This is a genomic window from Luteibacter mycovicinus, assembly GCF_000745235.1.
Taxonomy (GTDB): domain Bacteria; phylum Pseudomonadota; class Gammaproteobacteria; order Xanthomonadales; family Rhodanobacteraceae; genus Luteibacter; species Luteibacter mycovicinus.
This window is the reverse complement of sequence record NZ_JQNL01000001.1, coordinates 2184121-2200625: the sequence shown is the minus strand read 5'-3', so window position 1 is coordinate 2200625 and position 16505 is coordinate 2184121. Positions and strand designations below refer to the sequence as shown.

Sequence of the window (16505 nt, the reverse complement as noted above, 5' to 3'; positions counted from 1 at the left end):
TGGATGCATAACTCAGTGCCGAAAAATGGATAGATCCGATCTGACGCTGGAACGCATGCGCACCTTCGTGCGCGTCGCGGAGCGAGGCAGCCTGTCTGCGGTGGCACGCGAAAGCGGCCTGGGACAGTCGACGGTCACGCGCCATCTGCGCGAACTCGAGGCCGCTGTGGGAGCACCATTGCTCAGTCGGACGACGCGCCGCATGACCCTGACCGACGAAGGCGCGCGCTTCTACGCCTCAGCTCTGCAGATCCTCCGGCTGGTCGAGAAGGCCGCCGACGAAGTCAGCGATCACCGCGGCGCCAATGCCGGTACGGTTCGTCTCTCGACGACGAGCGCTCTGGGCATCCTCCACATCACGCCGTTGATCTTCGCATTTCAGGATCGGTACCCCGATATCGAGGTGGAACTCGGGCTCACCGATGAGCGGATCGATCTGGTGCGGGAAGGCGTGGATATCGCCATTCGCCTCGGGCCCCTCGACAACAGCTCGATGAAACTGCGCGCGCTCGGCTCCAGTCAGCGCTTGCTGGTGGCCTCTCCCGCCTACCTGGCCTCTCGCGGCACACCTGCATCGCCAGACGATCTCATCGGGCATGACAGCATCCGCATGTCGAACGTGATCGGCAGCGACGTCCTCCTGCTCGACGGTCCGGACGGTGTGCGTCACGCGATCCCGGTCACAGGTCGTCTGCGTGTCGACCACGGTCTGGCTGCGCGAGCGGCTGTCGTGGCAGGGCGAGGCATCGTGTCGGCTCACCGATGGATGGTGGACGACCTGCTGGTGACAGGGACGGTGGTCCCCGTGCTGCCGGATCATCGCCCGGTGGCCGTGCCGCTCAACCTGTTGATGGTTCCGGGGAGATCGGACGTCGCGCGCGTGCGACGTCTGATCGACTATCTGGTGGACGCCATCGCCACCCTCCCAGGTATCGCTTAGGGCGAATCGCTCATATCGCCTGACCGCCCGACACCTCGATTCGCTGCGCCGTCACCCAGCGGTTATCCGCCGAAAGCAGGCTGGCGATCATCGGGCCGATATCGTCGGGCACACCTGCGCGACCGAGCGCCGTCATGTCGGCAAAGATCTTGTTGATCTCCGGATTGTCGCGCACGGCACCGCCACCGAAGTCGGTTTCGATGGCGCCGGGCGCGACGGTGTTCACGGCGATACCGCGGCTGCCCAGTTCTCTGGCCATGTAGACGGTCAGGACTTCTACCGCTGCCTTGGCGGCGGCATACGCGGCATACCCGGGATACGAGACGCGCGTGAGTCCCGAAGACAGGTTGATGATGCGACCGCCATCGGCGAGCAGGGTCAGCAGCGACTGGGTGAGGAAGTACACGCCCTTGAAGTGGACGTCGACCAGCGAGTCGAACTGAGCTTCGGTGGTGTCCTGGATCAGCGCGTAATCGCCGTGTCCGGCGTTGTTGACCAGGTGGTCGAACGTATCGCGGTTCCAGGTTTCGCGCAGGACCTTCGCAAGGCTCTCCGCGAACGCCGCAAAGCTTCGGCTGTCGCCGGTGTCCAGCGGAAGCGCGACCGCCTTGCGACCGAGCGACTCGATCTCGGCGACCACCGCATCGGCTTCGTCGCGACGGCTGCGGTAGGTGATGACGACATCGCCGCCGTGGCGCGCGACGCTCAGTGCGGTGTTGCGGCCGAGGCCGCGGCTGCCGCCGGTAATCAGGGTGATCGTGGTCATGTCGCTGGCTCCGTTTGGGATGAAGGAAACGATAGGTGTCGGCGTCTCCCGCGTCGTTGCCGTAACCTCGACGTTGTTTGCCTTTTCCTCCAACGGGGCCGATGCGGCGCCTGGGATGCGTTAGCTTTCACCTCATGACCGAGGCCCTTCTCACCGCCGTTCGCCGTTATGTCGCCGCACATGCCGACGCGACGGGGCTTGCCCAGACGCCCATTCCCGGCCTGACGACGATCCGTTCGACCGAGCCCAGCGGACTGGTCTACGCCATCTCCCAGCCATTGGTCTGTCTGGTACTTCAGGGCGGCAAGCAGGTGACCCTGGGTGCGCAAACCGTGTCGCTGGAACCGGGTGATTCGCTGCTGATCACGGCCGACGTTCCCACCGTGAGCCAGATCGTGACGGCGAGCCAAGACGCACCGTACTTTTCACTGGTCATGGATCTGGACACGCGCCTGATCGCCGAGCTGGCGCTCGCGATGGAAGCGGGCACGCCGGCCGGTGGCCCGGATGTCCGTGCCGAGCCGACCGATGCTGAGGTGGCCGCCAGCGCGCTGCGCCTCATGCAGCTGCTCGACCGGCCGGGTGCGGTGCCTATCCTGCACACGTCGCTGGTGCGCGAGTTGCACTACTGGTTGCTTGCCGGGCGGCATGGTCCGGCGATAAGGCGCCTCGGCTGGCAGGAGGGGCACGCCCAGCGCGTGGCACGCGCGGTAGCGGTGCTTCGCTCGGAGTTTGCGCAATCCATTCCGGTCGAGCGGCTCGCTGCCATCGCCGATATGAGCCCGTCGTCGTTTCATCAGCATTTTCGTGCGGTGACGTCGTTGTCGCCGAAGCAGTTTCAGAAACAGCTGCGGCTGATCGAGGCGCGTCGCCTCATGACGGGTGAGGGCAGGTCGGCGAGCGGTGCCGCCTTTGCCGTGGGATACGAAAGTGTTTCGCAGTTCACCCGGGAGTATTCGCGGATGTTCGGTTTGTCCCCGGGTAAGGACACAGAGCGGCGCACGGCACCCCTGTAAAAAACGCAATGCAGATATGACGACATCGGTCGATAAGACACCTGTAACATGCACGTGTCACATTAGTTCATAACTGAAGTATATCGACCGACAGTAAGACCGTCGGTGGTTTTTCTATTGTCTTAAGCCAGCCTGCCGCCCCGGAGCCAGCCATGTCCTCACCGGACGAAACCAACGCCGCGTTGCAATCGCGACGCCGTATCCTGCTTGGCCTGACCATGGCCCCGCTCGCTGCCGCTCTCCCGCTCGCCGCGACAGCCACGCACAAGCCAGGTGACGGCGCCACCGCTGAGAGCGGTGCCGGGTACAAACCGAATTTCTTCAAGGACGTGGAATGGACCTGCATGGTCGCCATCTGCGACCGGCTGATCCCCAGTGACGACGTCGGCCCCGGTGCCGTCGAGACCGGCGTGCCCGAGTTTCTCGACCGCCACATGCAGACGCCGTACGCCAATGGCGCCATCTGGTACATGCAGGGTCCCTTCCTCGAAGCCCCGCCGGAGTTCGGCTATCAGGGCCGCCTCACGCTGCGCGACATCATCCGTGTCGGCCTCAACGCGATCGACGCGCATTGCAGGAAGACCTTCGACGGCAAGACCTTCGCCCAGCTCGAGCACACCCGGCAGGAAGAACTGCTCAAGGCGGCCGAGAGCGGCAAGCTCAAGCTGGAGGACATCTCGTCCAAGCTGTTCTTCACCAACATCCTCAACGAAGTGAAGAACGGCTACTTCGCCGATCCCCGTTATGGCGGCAACCGCGGCATGGCCGCGTGGAAGATGATCGGCTACCCCGGCATGCGCGCCGATTACCTGGACTGGATTACGGTGCGCGACAAACCGTATCCGCTGCCGCCGGTCGATCTGTCCGGCAAGAGGGGTTGAGACGATGGCTACCGTGAAACCGAAAGTGGACGCCGTCATCGTCGGCATGGGCTGGACCGGCGCGATCCTCGCGAAGGAACTGACCGAGGCAGGCCTCCATGTCGTGGCGCTCGAGCGCGGCGCCGACCGCGATACGCAGCCCGACTTCGCCTATCCCAAGGTCGTCGATGAGCTCGAAGGCTCGGTGCATCGCCGGTTCCTGCAGAGTCTCAATCAGGAAACCGTCACCATTCGCCACAACAGCGCGTCGGATGCCGTGCCGTATCGGCAGATGGGTTCGTTCAAGCCCGGTACGGGCGTGGGCGGTGCGGGTACGCACTGGTCGGGTTGCCATTTCCGTCCGCTGCCCGAAGACATGTACCTGCGTACGAACATGGAACACCGTTATGGCAAGGCCTTCATTCCCGCCGACATGACGATCCAGGATTTCCCGGTCAGCTATGACGACCTGGAACCGCACCTGGACATGTTCGAGCGCGTCTGCGGCACCTCGGGCAAGGCGGGCGTGATCAACGGCGTGCTGCAGGAGGGCGGCAACCCCTTCGAAGGCTCGCGTTCGAAGGAATACCCGCTGGGGCCTAACCCGAATTACCTCGGCGCCGAACAGTTCTACAAGGGCGCGAAGGAAATGGGCTGGCATCCGTATCCGATTCCCACGTCCAATGCCTCGGGTCCGTATGTGAATCCGTACGGCTGCCAGATGGGTCCGTGCAATGCCTGCGGTTTCTGCAGCGATTACGGTTGCCTGAATTACTCCAAGGCCAGCCCCAACGTTTCGATCCTGCCGGCGCTGCGCATCAAGCCGAACTTCGAGCTGCGCGCCAACTCGCAGGTGCTCAAGGTCAACCTCGACAGCACAGGCAAGAAGGCGACGGGCGTTACGTACCTCGACGCGCAGGGCCGTGAAGTGGAGCAGCCGGCGGACATCGTCCTGCTGTGCGCGTTCCAGCTGTTCAACGTGCACCTGATGCTGGTATCGGGCATCGGCAAGGCCTATGACCCGGTGACGCAGACGGGCACCATCGGTCGCAACTACTCGTACCAGAACCTCAACCGCACGGTGATGTTCTTCGACAAGAGCGTGCAGGCCAACCCGTTCATCGGTATCGGTGGCGCGGGCGCGACGATGGACGATCTCAACGGCAATCAGCTCGACAACGGCAAGCTCGGCTTCGTCGGCGGCGGTCTGGTCTGGGCGCGTCAGCCCGGCGCGGGTCCGGTGCGCGGCATCAACGTGCCCGCCGGTACCCCGAACTGGGGCACCGACTGGAAGCGTGCGGCGGCGGACAACTTCCGTCACTCGTTCTACTTCGAGGTGCAGGGTGCCTGCATGTCGTATCGCCAGAACTATCTGAGCCTGGATCCGACCTATAAGGATTCGTTTGGCCGTCCGTTGTTGCGGATGACCTTCGACTGGCAGGACAACGAGATCAAGGCGTCGCAGTTCCTCGTGGGTCAGGCGCTGCAGATGGGCCGCACCCTCAATCCGTTGTCGATCCTCGGCGATGCGAAGAAGGACGGCGAGCACTACAACATCACCAAGTACCAGAGCACGCACACCTGCGGTGGCGCGACGATGGGCTCGGATCCATCGACCTCGGCGCTGAACCGTTATCTGCAGTCGTGGGACGTGCCCAACGTGTTCGCCATCGGCGCCAACGCGTTCCCGCAGAACAACGGCTACAACCCGACCGGTCTGGTCGGCGGCCTCGCGTACTGGGCCGCCACGGCCATCCGCGAGAAGTACCTGAAGGACCCCGGTCCCATGGTCCAGGCGTAAGGAGAACGAGATGAAAAAGTTCTTCCTCACCCTGATCGCCCTCGGCGTGGTCGTGCTCGTGGCTGCGCTGGCGTTCGCGTTCTGGCCCACGCACACGCGTGCGATCGCCGGCGATGTGCCCGCGGACGACAAGGCCCTGATCGAGAAGGGCCACTACCTGGCCCTGGCCAGCGACTGCACGGCATGCCACAGCCGTCCGGGCGGCAAGCCGTTCGAAGGTGGCCTGCCGATGGCGACGCCGCTGGGTACGATCTACAGCAGCAACATCACGCCCGACGCGGACCACGGCATCGGCAAGTACACGCTCGACCAGTTCGACCGCGCGCTGCGTCATGGCATCGCGGCGGATGGCTCGAGCCTTTACCCGGCCATGCCGTTCCCGTCGTATGCGCGTCTCAGCGACGACGACGTGCGCGCGCTGTACGCGTACTTCCGGCACGGCGGCATCGAGCCGTCCTCGCGCGCGAACCAGGGCACGGCGATTCCGTGGCCGCTGTCGATGCGTTGGCCGCTGGCGATCTGGCGCAAGCTGTTCGCACCGGATGCCGACAGCGTGGTATTCGATCCGAAGGCGTACCCGGACGAGAAGATCGCCCGCGGCGCCTATCTCGTCCAGGGCGCGGGTCACTGCGGCAGCTGTCACACGCCACGCGGCTTCGCTTTGCAGGAGCGGACGCTTGACGAGAAGGGTGGCTCGTACCTGTCCGGTGGCCAGGTGATCGACGGCTGGTATGCGGTGAATCTGCGTGGCAACACGGCCGACGGTCTGGGTCGCTGGAGCGAACAGGACATCGTGGACACGCTGCGTACCGCGCGTAACGCGCACAGCGCCGTGGTCGGTCAGCCGATGGCCGACGTGGCCGTGCACAGCATGCAGTGGCTGAAGGACGACGATCTGCATGCGATCGCCGCGTACCTGAAGACGCTGCCAGCCACGGCGGACGATCCGTCGCGCTTCGCGCCCGACGACACCACCGCGAAGGCCCTGCAGGCCGGCATCAACGATAGCCGCGGCGCTGAAATCTATGTCGATAATTGCGCCGCTTGCCATCGCACCGACGCGGAAGGTTACGCGCACGTGTTCCCGACGATCGCGGGCAACCCGACCGTGCTCGCGGACGACCCGACCACGCTGGTGCGGCTGATCCTCGGCGGTAGCCACCTGCCGTCGACCGAAAAGGCACCGTCGCCGCTGGGCATGCCCGGCTTCGCCGAGCGTCTGAGCGATGCGGAGGTGGCGCAGGTGGCAACCTTCGTGCGTACGGGCTTCGGCAACCATGCGTCCGCTGTCACCGAGAGCCAGGCCGCGGCGGCACGCACGTCGCTGCGGAAAGCCGAAGCACACTGAAGACTTTACGCGACGCGGAGGTCGACCGGTCTATCCTTGCCGGTATCGACCTTCGCGGTTCGCTTCGAGGAGTTTGCTGTGCCTGTCTGGACCGACCGTCGCGTGCTCGACCTGTTCGCCATCGAGCATCCTTTTCTCCTCGCGCCGATGGCCGGTTCCGGCGGATCCGCTCTCGCCATCGCCGTGGCGCGTGCCGGTGGCCTCGGTTCGCTGCCGTGCGCCTCGATCACCGCCGACAGGGTGCGTGAGGAGGTCGCGGTGTTTCGTGCGGCCGTGCCCGGACCGATCAACCTCAATTTCTTCGCGCATACGGCGGTGACGCCGACCGAGGCGCAGACACGTCGATGGCTGGACCGGCTGGCGCCCTACTTCAGCGAATTCGATGTGGATCCGGCAAAGCTGCCCGCCGCCGGTGGGCGCGCGCCGTTCGATGCCGCCATGTGCTCGCTCGTCGAAGAGCTGAAGCCCGAAGTGGTGAGCTTTCACTTCGGCTTACCCGAGACGGCTCTGCTCGACAGGGTGAAGGCGACCGGTGCCATCCTTCTTGCCACCGCGACCACGGTCGCCGAAGGCCGCTGGCTGGCCGAGCGCGGCTGCGATGCCGTTATCGCCCAGGGGTATGAAGCCGGAGGCCATCGCGGCAACTTCCTCACCGACGACATGACGACGCAGCCCGGCACGATGGCGCTCGTGCCGCAGATGGTCGACGCGCTGAGCATCCCCGTGATCGCCGCCGGTGGCATTTCCGATGGACGTGGGATGGCCGCCGCGCTGTGTCTGGGCGCCTCCGCCGTGCAGATGGGCACGGCCTTCCTGCTGTCGCCGGAATCGACCAGCGCCGCCGTGCATCGCGCCGCGCTGCGCGGCGTACGTGACGACAACACCGTGGTCACCAACGTGCTGACCGGGCGCCCGGCGCGGGGCGCCATCAACCGCCTGATGCGTGAAGTAGGTCCCCTTTCCGCCGATGCACCGCCGTTCCCCCTGGCGGCCGGGCCGCTGACGCCGTTGCGGGCAGCGACGGAAGCGATGGCGCAGGGCGATTTCCAGCCATTGTGGTCGGGTCAGGCCGGTGCCCTGGCCAGGGAGGTGCCAGCGGAGGAGATCGGGCGTACCATCGTTGCCCAGACGGCGGCGGTGCTGCGCCTGGGTTGATGCTCGCGGGCGCATCCGCGGGAAGGGGGAAACATGATCGACAATGCCAACGAATGGATTCGGCTGCGCGTCAGCGACGATCCCGATGACAACCAGCGCGCCGCCAGCGAGACGGTGCCGCTCGCGGTGTGGATGCAGATCCACGCACGCGCTCCCGAACTGCGGCCGTTTATCGCCTACAACCGCACGTCGCCGCCGGAGATGCTGGAACGTCTGGCCAGCGATGCGAACTGGATCGTCCGCCACGCCGTGGCCGAGCGCGTCGACGCCTCGGAGACGCTGCTGCGCGAACTGGCCGACGACGTGAACGAGAAAGTGCGCGTGTGTATCGCCGCCAATCCTTCGACGAAGCGTGACGTGTTGCAGTACCTGTCGCGGGTCGACGGGTCGGATGCGGTAAGAGCGCGGGCGAGTGCCCGGCTCAGGGCTCAGGCGCACCCGTCGTCACATTCCTAGGCGACGGCATCCGCAGGCGCGGATGACGCTTCGTCATAACGGACACGTGCCGCCTCGACCTCATCCAGGTTCTGGTGCATCCAGATGTAGAGCTCCTTGAACGGCCGATGCAGCGATCGGCCGAGATCGGTGAGCGCGTACTCCACACCGATCGGCGCGGCCGGAATGATGCGTCGCGTAAGCAGCCCGTTGCGCTCGAGACGGCGCAGGCACTGCGTGAGCGCCTTCTGCGTGACGCCTTCGAGCTGCCGCCGGATCGCGTTGAAGCGCAACGGCCCGCCGTGCAACACGGTGAGGACCATCATCGACCACTTATCGGCGACCTGCTCGAACAGCACGCGGCTGGGGCATCCGGCCGAGAAGTGCGTGGGAGAGCAGGTCGGATCAGCGCGGGTTTCCATGGAGATACCTGAGAGCTTTCAAGTGCCTTATTGACGCCAAGTATATCCTGTATACCCTCGCACGCATCTTCAATAAAGGTGCGATATTTCTCATGACCCAGGCCGCTGTCGACGCGCTGTTCCGCCCTTTCACCCTCAAAGGCCTCACGCTGGCCAACCGCATCGTCATGGCGCCCATGACCCGTCTGTTCACCGACGCGGGCGTGCCGGGAGAAGCCAACGCCGCTTATTACCGCCGCCGTGCCGCCGATGGCGTCGGCCTGATCCTCTCCGAAGGCACGGTGATCGACCGCCCGGCCTCGCGTAACGAACCCAACATTCCGTCCTTCTTCGGCGACGCCGCTCTGGCCGGCTGGCGCCATGTGATCGACGAAGTGCACGCCGTTGGCGGCCGCATGGGCCCGCAGATCTGGCATACCGGCGGCACGCGCGGTATGTCCGGCTGGGTGGGTCCGGTGTCGGCGGAAAGCCCGTCGGGCATCAACGGCCCCGGCGACAGCCACGGCGTGGCCATGACCGACGAAGACATCGCCGATACCGTCGCCGCTTTCGCGCGCGCCGCCTTGAGTGCGAAAGAACTCGGCTTCGACGTCGTCGAACTGCACGGCGCGCACGGCTATCTGATCGACCAGTTCTTCTGGAACGGTTCGAACGAGCGCGCCGACCGTTACGGTGGCGCCACGTTGCCGGAGCGTGCGCGCTTCGCCGCCGAAGTCGTCGCCGCCGTGCGCGCCGCGATCGGCCCCGACATGCCGCTGATCCTCCGCGTCAGCCAGTGGAAGCAGCAGGACTATCAGACGCGTCTGGCCCATACGCCGGCCGAACTCGAAGCGTGGCTGTCGCCGCTGGTGGCCGCAGGTGTGGATGTCCTGCATTGCTCGCAGCGTCGTTTCTGGGAACCGGAGTTCCCGGACGTCGACGGCGCCGAGGGTCTCAACTTCGCCGGCTGGGCGAAGAAGGTGACCGGCGCCGCGACGATCTCCGTCGGGTCGGTCGGCCTCGATGGCGAGTTCCTTGCCTCGTTCGGTGGCGCGACGTCGTCGCCCGTGGGCGTCGAGCGTCTGGCCGAACGTCTGGAGCGCGATGAGTTCGACCTGATCGCCGTGGGCCGCGCGTTGCTGGGCGATCCGCAGTGGGTGTCGAAGGTGCGTGCGGGGGATACAGCGGCGATGAAGTCGTTCGATCCGGCGTCGCTGGCTGAGCTGGTCTGACAACGACACCCCCGTCTATCCGCGTCACATCGCGGGTAGACGGCGTTCGCATGCGACGCGTAAACCCACGAAGCCCGCCTGAGTCCGTGGATTGCCGCGCGGTAACACCAGCGTCGCGGCGAATCCGCCTTCCGGCAGGTTGCGCAGATGCAGTTCGCCGCCGTGCTGGATCGCCGTGCGTCGAACGCTGGCCAGGCCCAGACCGCTGCCCGTGGCATCGCTGCGGGCGGCGTTTCCGCGGAAAAACGGCTGGCCGAGGTGGGGCAGCAAGGTCTCGGGTACGCCGGATCCATGGTCGATCACCGTCGTAAGGATCTCCGTCGCGGTGACCTCGATCGTCGCTTCGAACGGTGCCGCACCATGTCGGCTTGCGTTGCGGACGAGATTCTCCACAGCGCGACGCAAGGTCAGGGGCTTGCCCTGGATGATCGGCGCGTCGGGCAGCCGCAACGTCCACACCTCGCCATGCGCCGATGCGACAGCCGCCACGTCGTGCACGATCGCGCTCAAGTCGACGTCGCCCGTCGCTTCGTCACGACCGTCGCGTGCGAAGGCGATGAAGTGTTCGCAGAGGCTGTCGAGCGCATCGATGTCCGCTTCCATGCCGCCGCGCAACGCGGGATCGGTCACGGGCGAGAGCTCCAGTCCGAGGCGCAGCCGGGCGAGCGGCGTGCGCATGTCGTGCGACAGCGCGGCCAGCATGAGGTCGCGCTCACGTGCGCTGGCACGAACGTCGGCCGCGGCGCGGGCGAGGGCAGACCGTAGCTCGGTCAGTTCACGCGCGACCCCGTCGGGGAGCGATGGCGGCTCGCTTCCGTTCACCATGTGGGCGGCACTGTCGGCAAGCTGCCGCAGCGGTGCGGTGATGCTGCGCGCGTAAAGTCCGGCGAGCAGCACGATCAGCACGCCGCCCAGCGCAATGGCGAGCAGGCCGGCGCGAACGGCCGGCTTTCCGGTGTTGGTCACTGGCACACCCAGCCAGCCTGTCGCGGGCGCCGGCGCAGCGATCCACAGCGTGGCATCGTGCATGCCATCGATGCGCACTTCACGACCGGGAAAGGCCTGGCGAATGTCCTCCAGAGTGCGGCGAACGACGGGAAGGACGGGCTCCCTGCCTGCGGGCGCGGTGGGCGCGCGGATCACGTGGATCTCGGCCAGCCCGGCCTCCTTGCCGCTGGCGATGAGCGTATCCGCGACGACGATACGTGCCGTCGCGCCGCGTATGCCCACGCGGCCCGCGCCTTCGTCGCTGGTGATCCGGATCGCGACGATGCTCAGGACGAAGCACAACCCGACCGTAACGGCGAGCAGCGTGGCGATCCTTGCGAACAGGCTGGATGGCCGCCGGTTCACGGGCCGTCCGGAACGAAGACGTAGCCGTGTCCCCAGACGGTCTGCAGCCAGCGCGGTTCGCGCGGATCGTCTTCCACGACCCGGCGCAGCCGGCTCATCATCACGTCCATGCTCCGGTCGAAGGCCTCATGGTCGCGACCGCGCGCGGAGCTCATCAGCTGGTCGCGCGTGAGTGGCTGGCGCGGGCGCTGTACCAGTGTCGCGAGCACGGCGAACTCACCGGTCGTCAGGTGCTGCGGTTCGCCATCGCGGAGCAGGCGGCGCGTGCCGAGTTCGAGTACGAAGGGCCCGAAGACGACGCGGCGGTTGTCGGTGAGCGGTGCGCCGGGCGCGGCGCGCCCACGGCGAAGCACGGCGTTGATCCGGGCGACCAGCTCGCGCGGGCTGCCCGGCTTGGCCAGGTAGTCGTCGGCGCCGATCTCGAGCCCGACGATGCGATCCACCTCGTCGCCGCGCGCCGTCAGCATGATGATCGGCGTATCCACGCCCTGGCCACGCAGGCGACGACAGATGGCAAGGCCGTCTTCTCCCGGCATCATGATGTCGAGCACGATGAGGTCGACGTGTCGACGCTTCAGCTCGCGGTCCAGCGCCTTGCCGTCCTCGGCCGTCACCGTCGCGAAGCCCTGGCTCTGCAGGTAGCGCGAGAGCAGATCGCGCAGGCGCGCGTCGTCGTCGACGATCAGGATGCGGGAGGGCGTGGACTCGGTCATGGTGCGATTCTGCCGTGTCCGGGACACGACCGGGAGCGAAGATGTAACAGGATGTTTCGTAAGCGGGGCAAGGAAACGTTCGGTTGCGAAGTGTGACGGCGGGCCGCCCTGGCATTCGTCAGAGTGACGCCTCCGGCCGGACGGCCATCGAGATGGAGTTTGCTCATGTATCGCACGATTGCCTGCTCCCTGGCGCTTCTTCTCGCATCCGGCGTGGCGACCGCATCGGGTCGTTTCGTCGCCTATGGCGCTCACGGGCAGGCCGCGGGAGGTGCCGTCGCCGGCCACGCGGCGGGGTTCCGGGGTCCCAACGGTGCGGCGGGCGCGCACGGTCGTCGTACGGTCTCCGACGGCCAGGGCAATGTGACATCCAACGCCGGAGGTAGCTGGCGTGGAGCTGGCGGCGGCACGGCAACGACCCGCGCGACAGCCACCCATAACGCCGATGGCACTGGGAGCTTCGATCGCAACACGAACGCTACCGGGTCGCAGGGTGGAACGTTCGCGGGACAAACCACGGGTGCGCAAGGGCAGGGCATCACGCATACCGCCTCGGCGACCGGCGCGGCTGGGAACAGCTACAGCGGCAGCACGACGGTCACCCGGGACGGGGTCACTCACACCGGCAGTTGCAGCAACGCGGCTGGCGAAAGCATCGCCTGCCACTGAGGAAGCTCCGGTGTACCCCATCCTCCGGCTTATCGCCTGGCTGATCGCCTTCATCGTCTTGCCGGCGGCGGCCGCCGATGTGTCCTATGGGCCGTCGCGCGAACAGACCCTCGAGGTTCACGTGCCGGCAGGCGCGCATGACGCACCGATTCTCGTCATGGTCCATGGTGGCGCATGGATCGTCGGCGACAAGGACAACCCCGGCGTCATCGACGGCAAGCTGGCGCACTGGGGCTCGCAGGGTGCGATCGTCGTGTCGGTGAACTACCGACTCTGGCCTGCCGCCTCGCCGCTGGAGCAGGCGGCCGATGTCGCCAGCGCACTGGCCTGGGTGCAGCGTCACGCGCATGAGTGGCACGGCGATCCGTCACGCATCGTGCTGATGGGGCATTCGGCCGGCGCGCACCTCGTCAGCCTGCTTGCCGTGTCGCCGGACATCGGCCGTCAGGCGGGCGTGGCACCGTGGCTGGCCACGGTATCCCTCGACAGCGGTGCCGTGGATCTTCCCCAGATCATGAACGCGCCACATGCGCGTTTCTATGACCGCGTGTTCGGCCGCGACCCGGCGGGCTGGCCGGCGGCCTCGCCGCTGGACCGGCTGGTCCGCGCGCCCGCCACTCCGATGCTGATGGTGTGTTCGTCGGCGCGGGCGCAGTCGTGCGGGGCGAACGAGCGGTTTGCCGCGAAGGTGAACGCCCTTGGTGGACGAGCCGCGACGTTGCCGATGGCGCTGGATCACATGGAAATCAACCGTAAACTCGGGGTCGACCCGGGATATACGCGGCAGGTGGACGCGTGGCTGCGTGCGGTGGGCTGGCCTTGAGGTAAGCGTGTCGCACACCCTGTTGGCGGCATGCTTCGCCGGGGGATAATGCCCCCCCGAAACGCCTGGACCGCCGCCATGCCCGCAGCGACCGCCGAGAACGTCGGCAGGAAATTCGATCTCGCCCGGATGCTGGGTGCCCGCGAGCGCGCCTGGACCGCCTTGCGCGACATCGCCTCGCGCATCCGTCCGGGCATGACGGAGCCCGAGGCCGTTCAACTGGCGAAGGAACGGCTGGAGGCTGCCGGTATGGATCGCATCTGGCATCCGAGCATTCTGCGTTTCGGCGCCAACACGCTGAAGACGTTCCGCCAGCGCTCGGCACCCGACACGGTGCTCGGTGAGAACGACATCTACTTCGTCGACCTGGGGCCCGTCTTCGATGGCCACGAGGGCGATGTGGGCGACACCTTCGTGGTCGGCGACGATCCGGTCATGCATGCCTGCGCAGCCGCGTCGCGCGAGCTGTTCGCCAGGGGTGAGGCACGCTGGCGCGACGGTGTCACGGGCGTCGCGCTTTATGACTATGTCAGCGCCCAGGCTGACGCCATGGGCTGGCGCCTCAACCACGCGACCAAGGGCCACCGGGTCGGCGACTACCCCCATGCGGTGCACAAGGCCGGCAACCTCGGCGACTTCGCCGGCGCGCCGGTACCGGGTCTGTGGATCCTCGAGATCCAGATCGCCCACCCGACCCTGTCGATCGGAGCGTTCTACGAAGATCTGTTGATGGCGTGACATGAAGCGGATCGAGTTCGCGCGGTCTGTTCTGGGCTCCGTCGGGTGAGCATGCCTGACGGCGCGCTGTCGTCCGGTCGTCGTCGTAGCTGCGGCGCACACTGAGCCGGCTACCGGCAAGCTACCTGGACATTCCGGTAACCGTGAACGCCACGACCAGCGCGCCAAAGGTGAGCACGCCGACGCCATAAACGGCGCCGAGGGCGGCACCTTCGATCAGCATGCTGCCGCCGTAGGCAAGCACGACGAGGGTCCAGCCGATCCATCTCGCCGCCACGGTACGCCCAGGCGACATCGCGCGGCCGAACAGATCGCGCTGATGTCGCGACATGCCGAGGCACAACAATGTAAATCCGAGCAGGGAGGCAAGCATCGGTAAGAGGATCATGCCGATACCTCCCGCGTCGCCGCCCGTTTGCGTCTCACGACGACGGTCGGCCGCTTGTACACCTTCCACGTGGCGAACCCGAGTGCGCCGGCAAGGGCGATCATGGTCAGGTCGAAACCTGCGAAAACCCAGTCGCCGTGCAACAGGCTCGGCACCAGCCAGCGATCCGTGGTCAGCGCGTCCACGACGGGGATGGCGGCAAAGGCGGCGGTCGACGCCGCCAGCAGCGCGAGCCATCCGCGCCGTGGCGACAGAAGGCAGGCGAGCACCAGCGATCCGCCCCAGGCGATGAAGAACGCATGCACTTCCCAGTCCGGACGGCCGTCCATGCGCAAAGGCAGCAAGCGGTTGGCGAGGAAATGGCAGGCGAATGCCAGCGGCAGACCGGCCACGCTGGCGATGTTCAGCCGCTCGACCAGCCGGAAGCCGATGTGCGGGCGCTCGGGATCGGGCAGCTGCACGCGCCGTTTGGCCGTCCACAGGATGAGCCCCGTCGCGACCATCACCGTACCGGCAAGGCTGCACAGGAAATACAGCCAGCGCAGCAGATAGGGTGCGTAGCGTCCCGCATGCAGGCCCACCATCACGCTCTCGGTCTCGCTCGCAGCACCCTTCGCGGCCGGTACCGGATGCATGTGGCCGGTGGCCGCATCGAACTGCAAGGTCTTCGCACGCGCCGCCATACCGTCGCCGCCGCCGCGGAACATGCGTACGATGCCGTTGGCGTCGCCGGGGAACGCGATGTCGATATAGCCCGGCTCCGCGCCACCCCAGGCCGCGCGCGCCTGGCGAATCATTTCCGCGATCGGTGCCACAGGCGCGGCGTTGCCGGAACGCACCGGTGGCGCCTCGCTGCCATAGGCATCGGCGGAGTACGCCGCCACCGTGGGATAGGCCACCGTCATGCCCCAGGGCATGTACAGCGACTGCAATGTGACCAGCCCGGTAAAGGTGATCATGGCGTGGAACGGCAACGCGAGCACGGCGCTCAGATTGTGCGCATCCAGCCACGAGCGCTGCCCCTTGCCGAAGCGCAGCGTGAAGAAATCCGCAAAGATCTTCTTGTGCGTGATGACGCCACTGATGATCGCCACCAGCATGAACATGGCACAGAAGCCGACGATCCAGCGCGCCCAGAGGACGGGCATGTAGTGCAGGTCGAAATGCATACGGTAGAGGAAGAAACCGCCGATGGTCGCGCGCGACACGACGGGCTGCCCGTTGCCATCGAGCGTGATGGTGTGGTCGCGCAGCGACCGGCGCGTCTCGCCGGCCGGTTTCCAGTAAAGGGTGGAGGCGATGGCGCGCCGACCGGGCAGGGTGATCGACCAGCTGTCCGCGCCGGGCTGGTTCTTCTGTAACCAGTCGAGGGCGCGCTCGGAGGCCAGGGTGATCTGGCGCTGGCCGGTGATCTCCGGCTGCATCCATCGGGTGATCTCGTCCTGGAAATACGCACTGGTGCCCGTGGCGAAGATCGCCAGCAGCAGCCAGCCGACCAGCAGGCCGGCCCAGGTATGCAGCCAGGCCATCGACTGGCGCAGGCCGCCGTTGACACCGTTCATGCCGCGCTCCCGTGCATCGACCATGCGAGCGCACCCGCAAGGGGAAGGCCAAACGCTGCCAGCCACAACCACACCCGCGTCGCGCTGCGCATGGCGAAGGCGAGAATGACAACGGTGGCGTACACGGCGAACGAGGAAAGCATGCCTGTGATCACCGCCTCGACGCGCGCGACAGGCAGCCAGCGAGCGAAGGCCGAGGCGACCAAAGCCGCCATCGCGTAGCCGCCGAAGACGGCGGCAACCGCACGCGACGTGATTTCCAGCACGCGAGTGGACTGAATGCCTGCGGCCTTGCGCCTGGCCAT

At 66.5% G+C, this 16505-nt stretch carries 18 protein-coding genes; 11 read left to right on the top strand and 7 right to left on the bottom strand.

Annotated elements, in window-relative coordinates; all coding sequences use genetic code 11:
- The first annotated feature begins 25 nt into the window (after positions 1–25).
- Positions 26–940, top strand: a complete 915-nt coding sequence (locus FA85_RS09875; RefSeq protein WP_036109149.1) for a LysR family transcriptional regulator — start codon at positions 26–28, stop codon at positions 938–940.
- A 10-nt stretch (positions 941–950) separates the two neighbouring features.
- Here FA85_RS09875 and FA85_RS09870 read toward each other — a convergent pair whose 3' ends face one another.
- The gene (locus FA85_RS09870) at positions 951–1706 is read right to left on the bottom strand and encodes an SDR family NAD(P)-dependent oxidoreductase (protein ID WP_036109151.1); all 756 of its coding nucleotides are present in this window, start codon (positions 1704–1706) and stop codon (positions 951–953) included.
- Positions 1707–1840: 134 nt separating this feature from the next.
- Between FA85_RS09870 and FA85_RS09865 the strand changes: the two genes are divergently transcribed.
- The 6 genes from FA85_RS09865 (at position 1841) to FA85_RS09840 (ending at position 8342) form a co-directional block, all read left to right on the top strand.
- Entirely contained in the window at positions 1841–2722 is an 882-nt protein-coding gene (locus FA85_RS09865; RefSeq protein WP_036109153.1) for an AraC family transcriptional regulator, read from the top strand.
- Between the two features lie 152 nt (positions 2723–2874).
- Entirely contained in the window at positions 2875–3603 is a 729-nt protein-coding gene (locus FA85_RS09860; protein WP_036109155.1) for a gluconate 2-dehydrogenase subunit 3 family protein, read from the top strand.
- 4 nt (positions 3604–3607) lie between these two features.
- On the top strand, positions 3608–5383 hold the full coding sequence (locus FA85_RS09855) for a GMC family oxidoreductase (protein ID WP_036109157.1): 1776 nt from the start codon (positions 3608–3610) through the stop codon (positions 5381–5383).
- A gap of 10 nt (positions 5384–5393) precedes the next feature.
- On the top strand, positions 5394–6731 hold the full coding sequence (locus tag FA85_RS09850; RefSeq protein ID WP_036109159.1) for a cytochrome c: 1338 nt from the start codon (positions 5394–5396) through the stop codon (positions 6729–6731).
- Between the two features lie 78 nt (positions 6732–6809).
- Entirely contained in the window at positions 6810–7886 is a 1077-nt protein-coding gene (locus tag FA85_RS09845; protein ID WP_036109162.1) for an NAD(P)H-dependent flavin oxidoreductase, read from the top strand.
- A gap of 33 nt (positions 7887–7919) precedes the next feature.
- A complete protein-coding gene (locus FA85_RS09840) occupies positions 7920–8342 on the top strand; it encodes a hypothetical protein (protein WP_051943153.1) in 423 nt (140 codons plus the stop codon).
- Here the strand turns inward: FA85_RS09840 and FA85_RS09835 are convergent.
- The gene (locus FA85_RS09835) at positions 8339–8743 is read right to left on the bottom strand and encodes a winged helix-turn-helix transcriptional regulator (RefSeq protein ID WP_036109166.1); all 405 of its coding nucleotides are present in this window, start codon (positions 8741–8743) and stop codon (positions 8339–8341) included. The genes FA85_RS09840 and FA85_RS09835 overlap by 4 nt on opposite strands.
- Before the next feature lie 92 nt (positions 8744–8835).
- On the opposite strand from FA85_RS09835, the gene FA85_RS09830 reads away from it, so the two are divergent.
- Positions 8836–9954, top strand: coding sequence for an NADH:flavin oxidoreductase (locus FA85_RS09830; protein ID WP_036109169.1), 1119 nt, complete (start codon positions 8836–8838; stop codon positions 9952–9954).
- 24 nt (positions 9955–9978) lie between these two features.
- Here FA85_RS09830 and FA85_RS09825 read toward each other — a convergent pair whose 3' ends face one another.
- Both FA85_RS09825 and ompR read right to left on the bottom strand, forming a co-directional pair.
- Entirely contained in the window at positions 9979–11307 is a 1329-nt protein-coding gene (locus FA85_RS09825; protein ID WP_036109173.1) for an ATP-binding protein, read from the bottom strand.
- Positions 11304–12020, bottom strand: coding sequence for an osmolarity response regulator transcription factor OmpR (ompR, locus tag FA85_RS09820; protein ID WP_036109177.1), 717 nt, complete (start codon positions 12018–12020; stop codon positions 11304–11306). The genes FA85_RS09825 and ompR overlap by 4 nt, the downstream gene beginning before the upstream one ends.
- Before the next feature lie 165 nt (positions 12021–12185).
- Here ompR and FA85_RS22140 point away from each other — a divergent pair, with 165 nt between their 5' ends.
- From FA85_RS22140 to FA85_RS09805, 3 genes are all read left to right on the top strand, one after another.
- On the top strand, positions 12186–12689 hold the full coding sequence (locus FA85_RS22140) for a hypothetical protein (protein WP_051943154.1): 504 nt from the start codon (positions 12186–12188) through the stop codon (positions 12687–12689).
- Positions 12690–12699: 10 nt separating this feature from the next.
- A complete protein-coding gene (locus FA85_RS09810; RefSeq protein WP_036109180.1) occupies positions 12700–13512 on the top strand; it encodes an alpha/beta hydrolase in 813 nt (270 codons plus the stop codon).
- A gap of 78 nt (positions 13513–13590) precedes the next feature.
- A complete protein-coding gene (locus tag FA85_RS09805; protein ID WP_036109183.1) occupies positions 13591–14250 on the top strand; it encodes a M24 family metallopeptidase in 660 nt (219 codons plus the stop codon).
- A 121-nt stretch (positions 14251–14371) separates the two neighbouring features.
- Here the strand turns inward: FA85_RS09805 and FA85_RS09800 are convergent, their stop codons facing one another.
- From FA85_RS09800 to FA85_RS09790, 3 genes are read right to left on the bottom strand one after another with little or no spacing between them, the layout of a single operon-like run.
- On the bottom strand, positions 14372–14638 hold the full coding sequence (locus FA85_RS09800; protein ID WP_036109186.1) for a DUF3325 domain-containing protein: 267 nt from the start codon (positions 14636–14638) through the stop codon (positions 14372–14374).
- Positions 14635–16200: a PepSY-associated TM helix domain-containing protein gene (locus tag FA85_RS09795; RefSeq protein ID WP_036109189.1), complete on the bottom strand. Its 1566-nt coding sequence runs from the start codon at positions 16198–16200 to the stop codon at positions 14635–14637. The genes FA85_RS09800 and FA85_RS09795 overlap by 4 nt, the downstream gene beginning before the upstream one ends.
- Positions 16197–16505, bottom strand: coding sequence for a hypothetical protein (locus tag FA85_RS09790; RefSeq protein ID WP_051943156.1), 309 nt, complete (start codon positions 16503–16505; stop codon positions 16197–16199). Before FA85_RS09790 ends, FA85_RS09795 begins: the two co-directional genes overlap by 4 nt.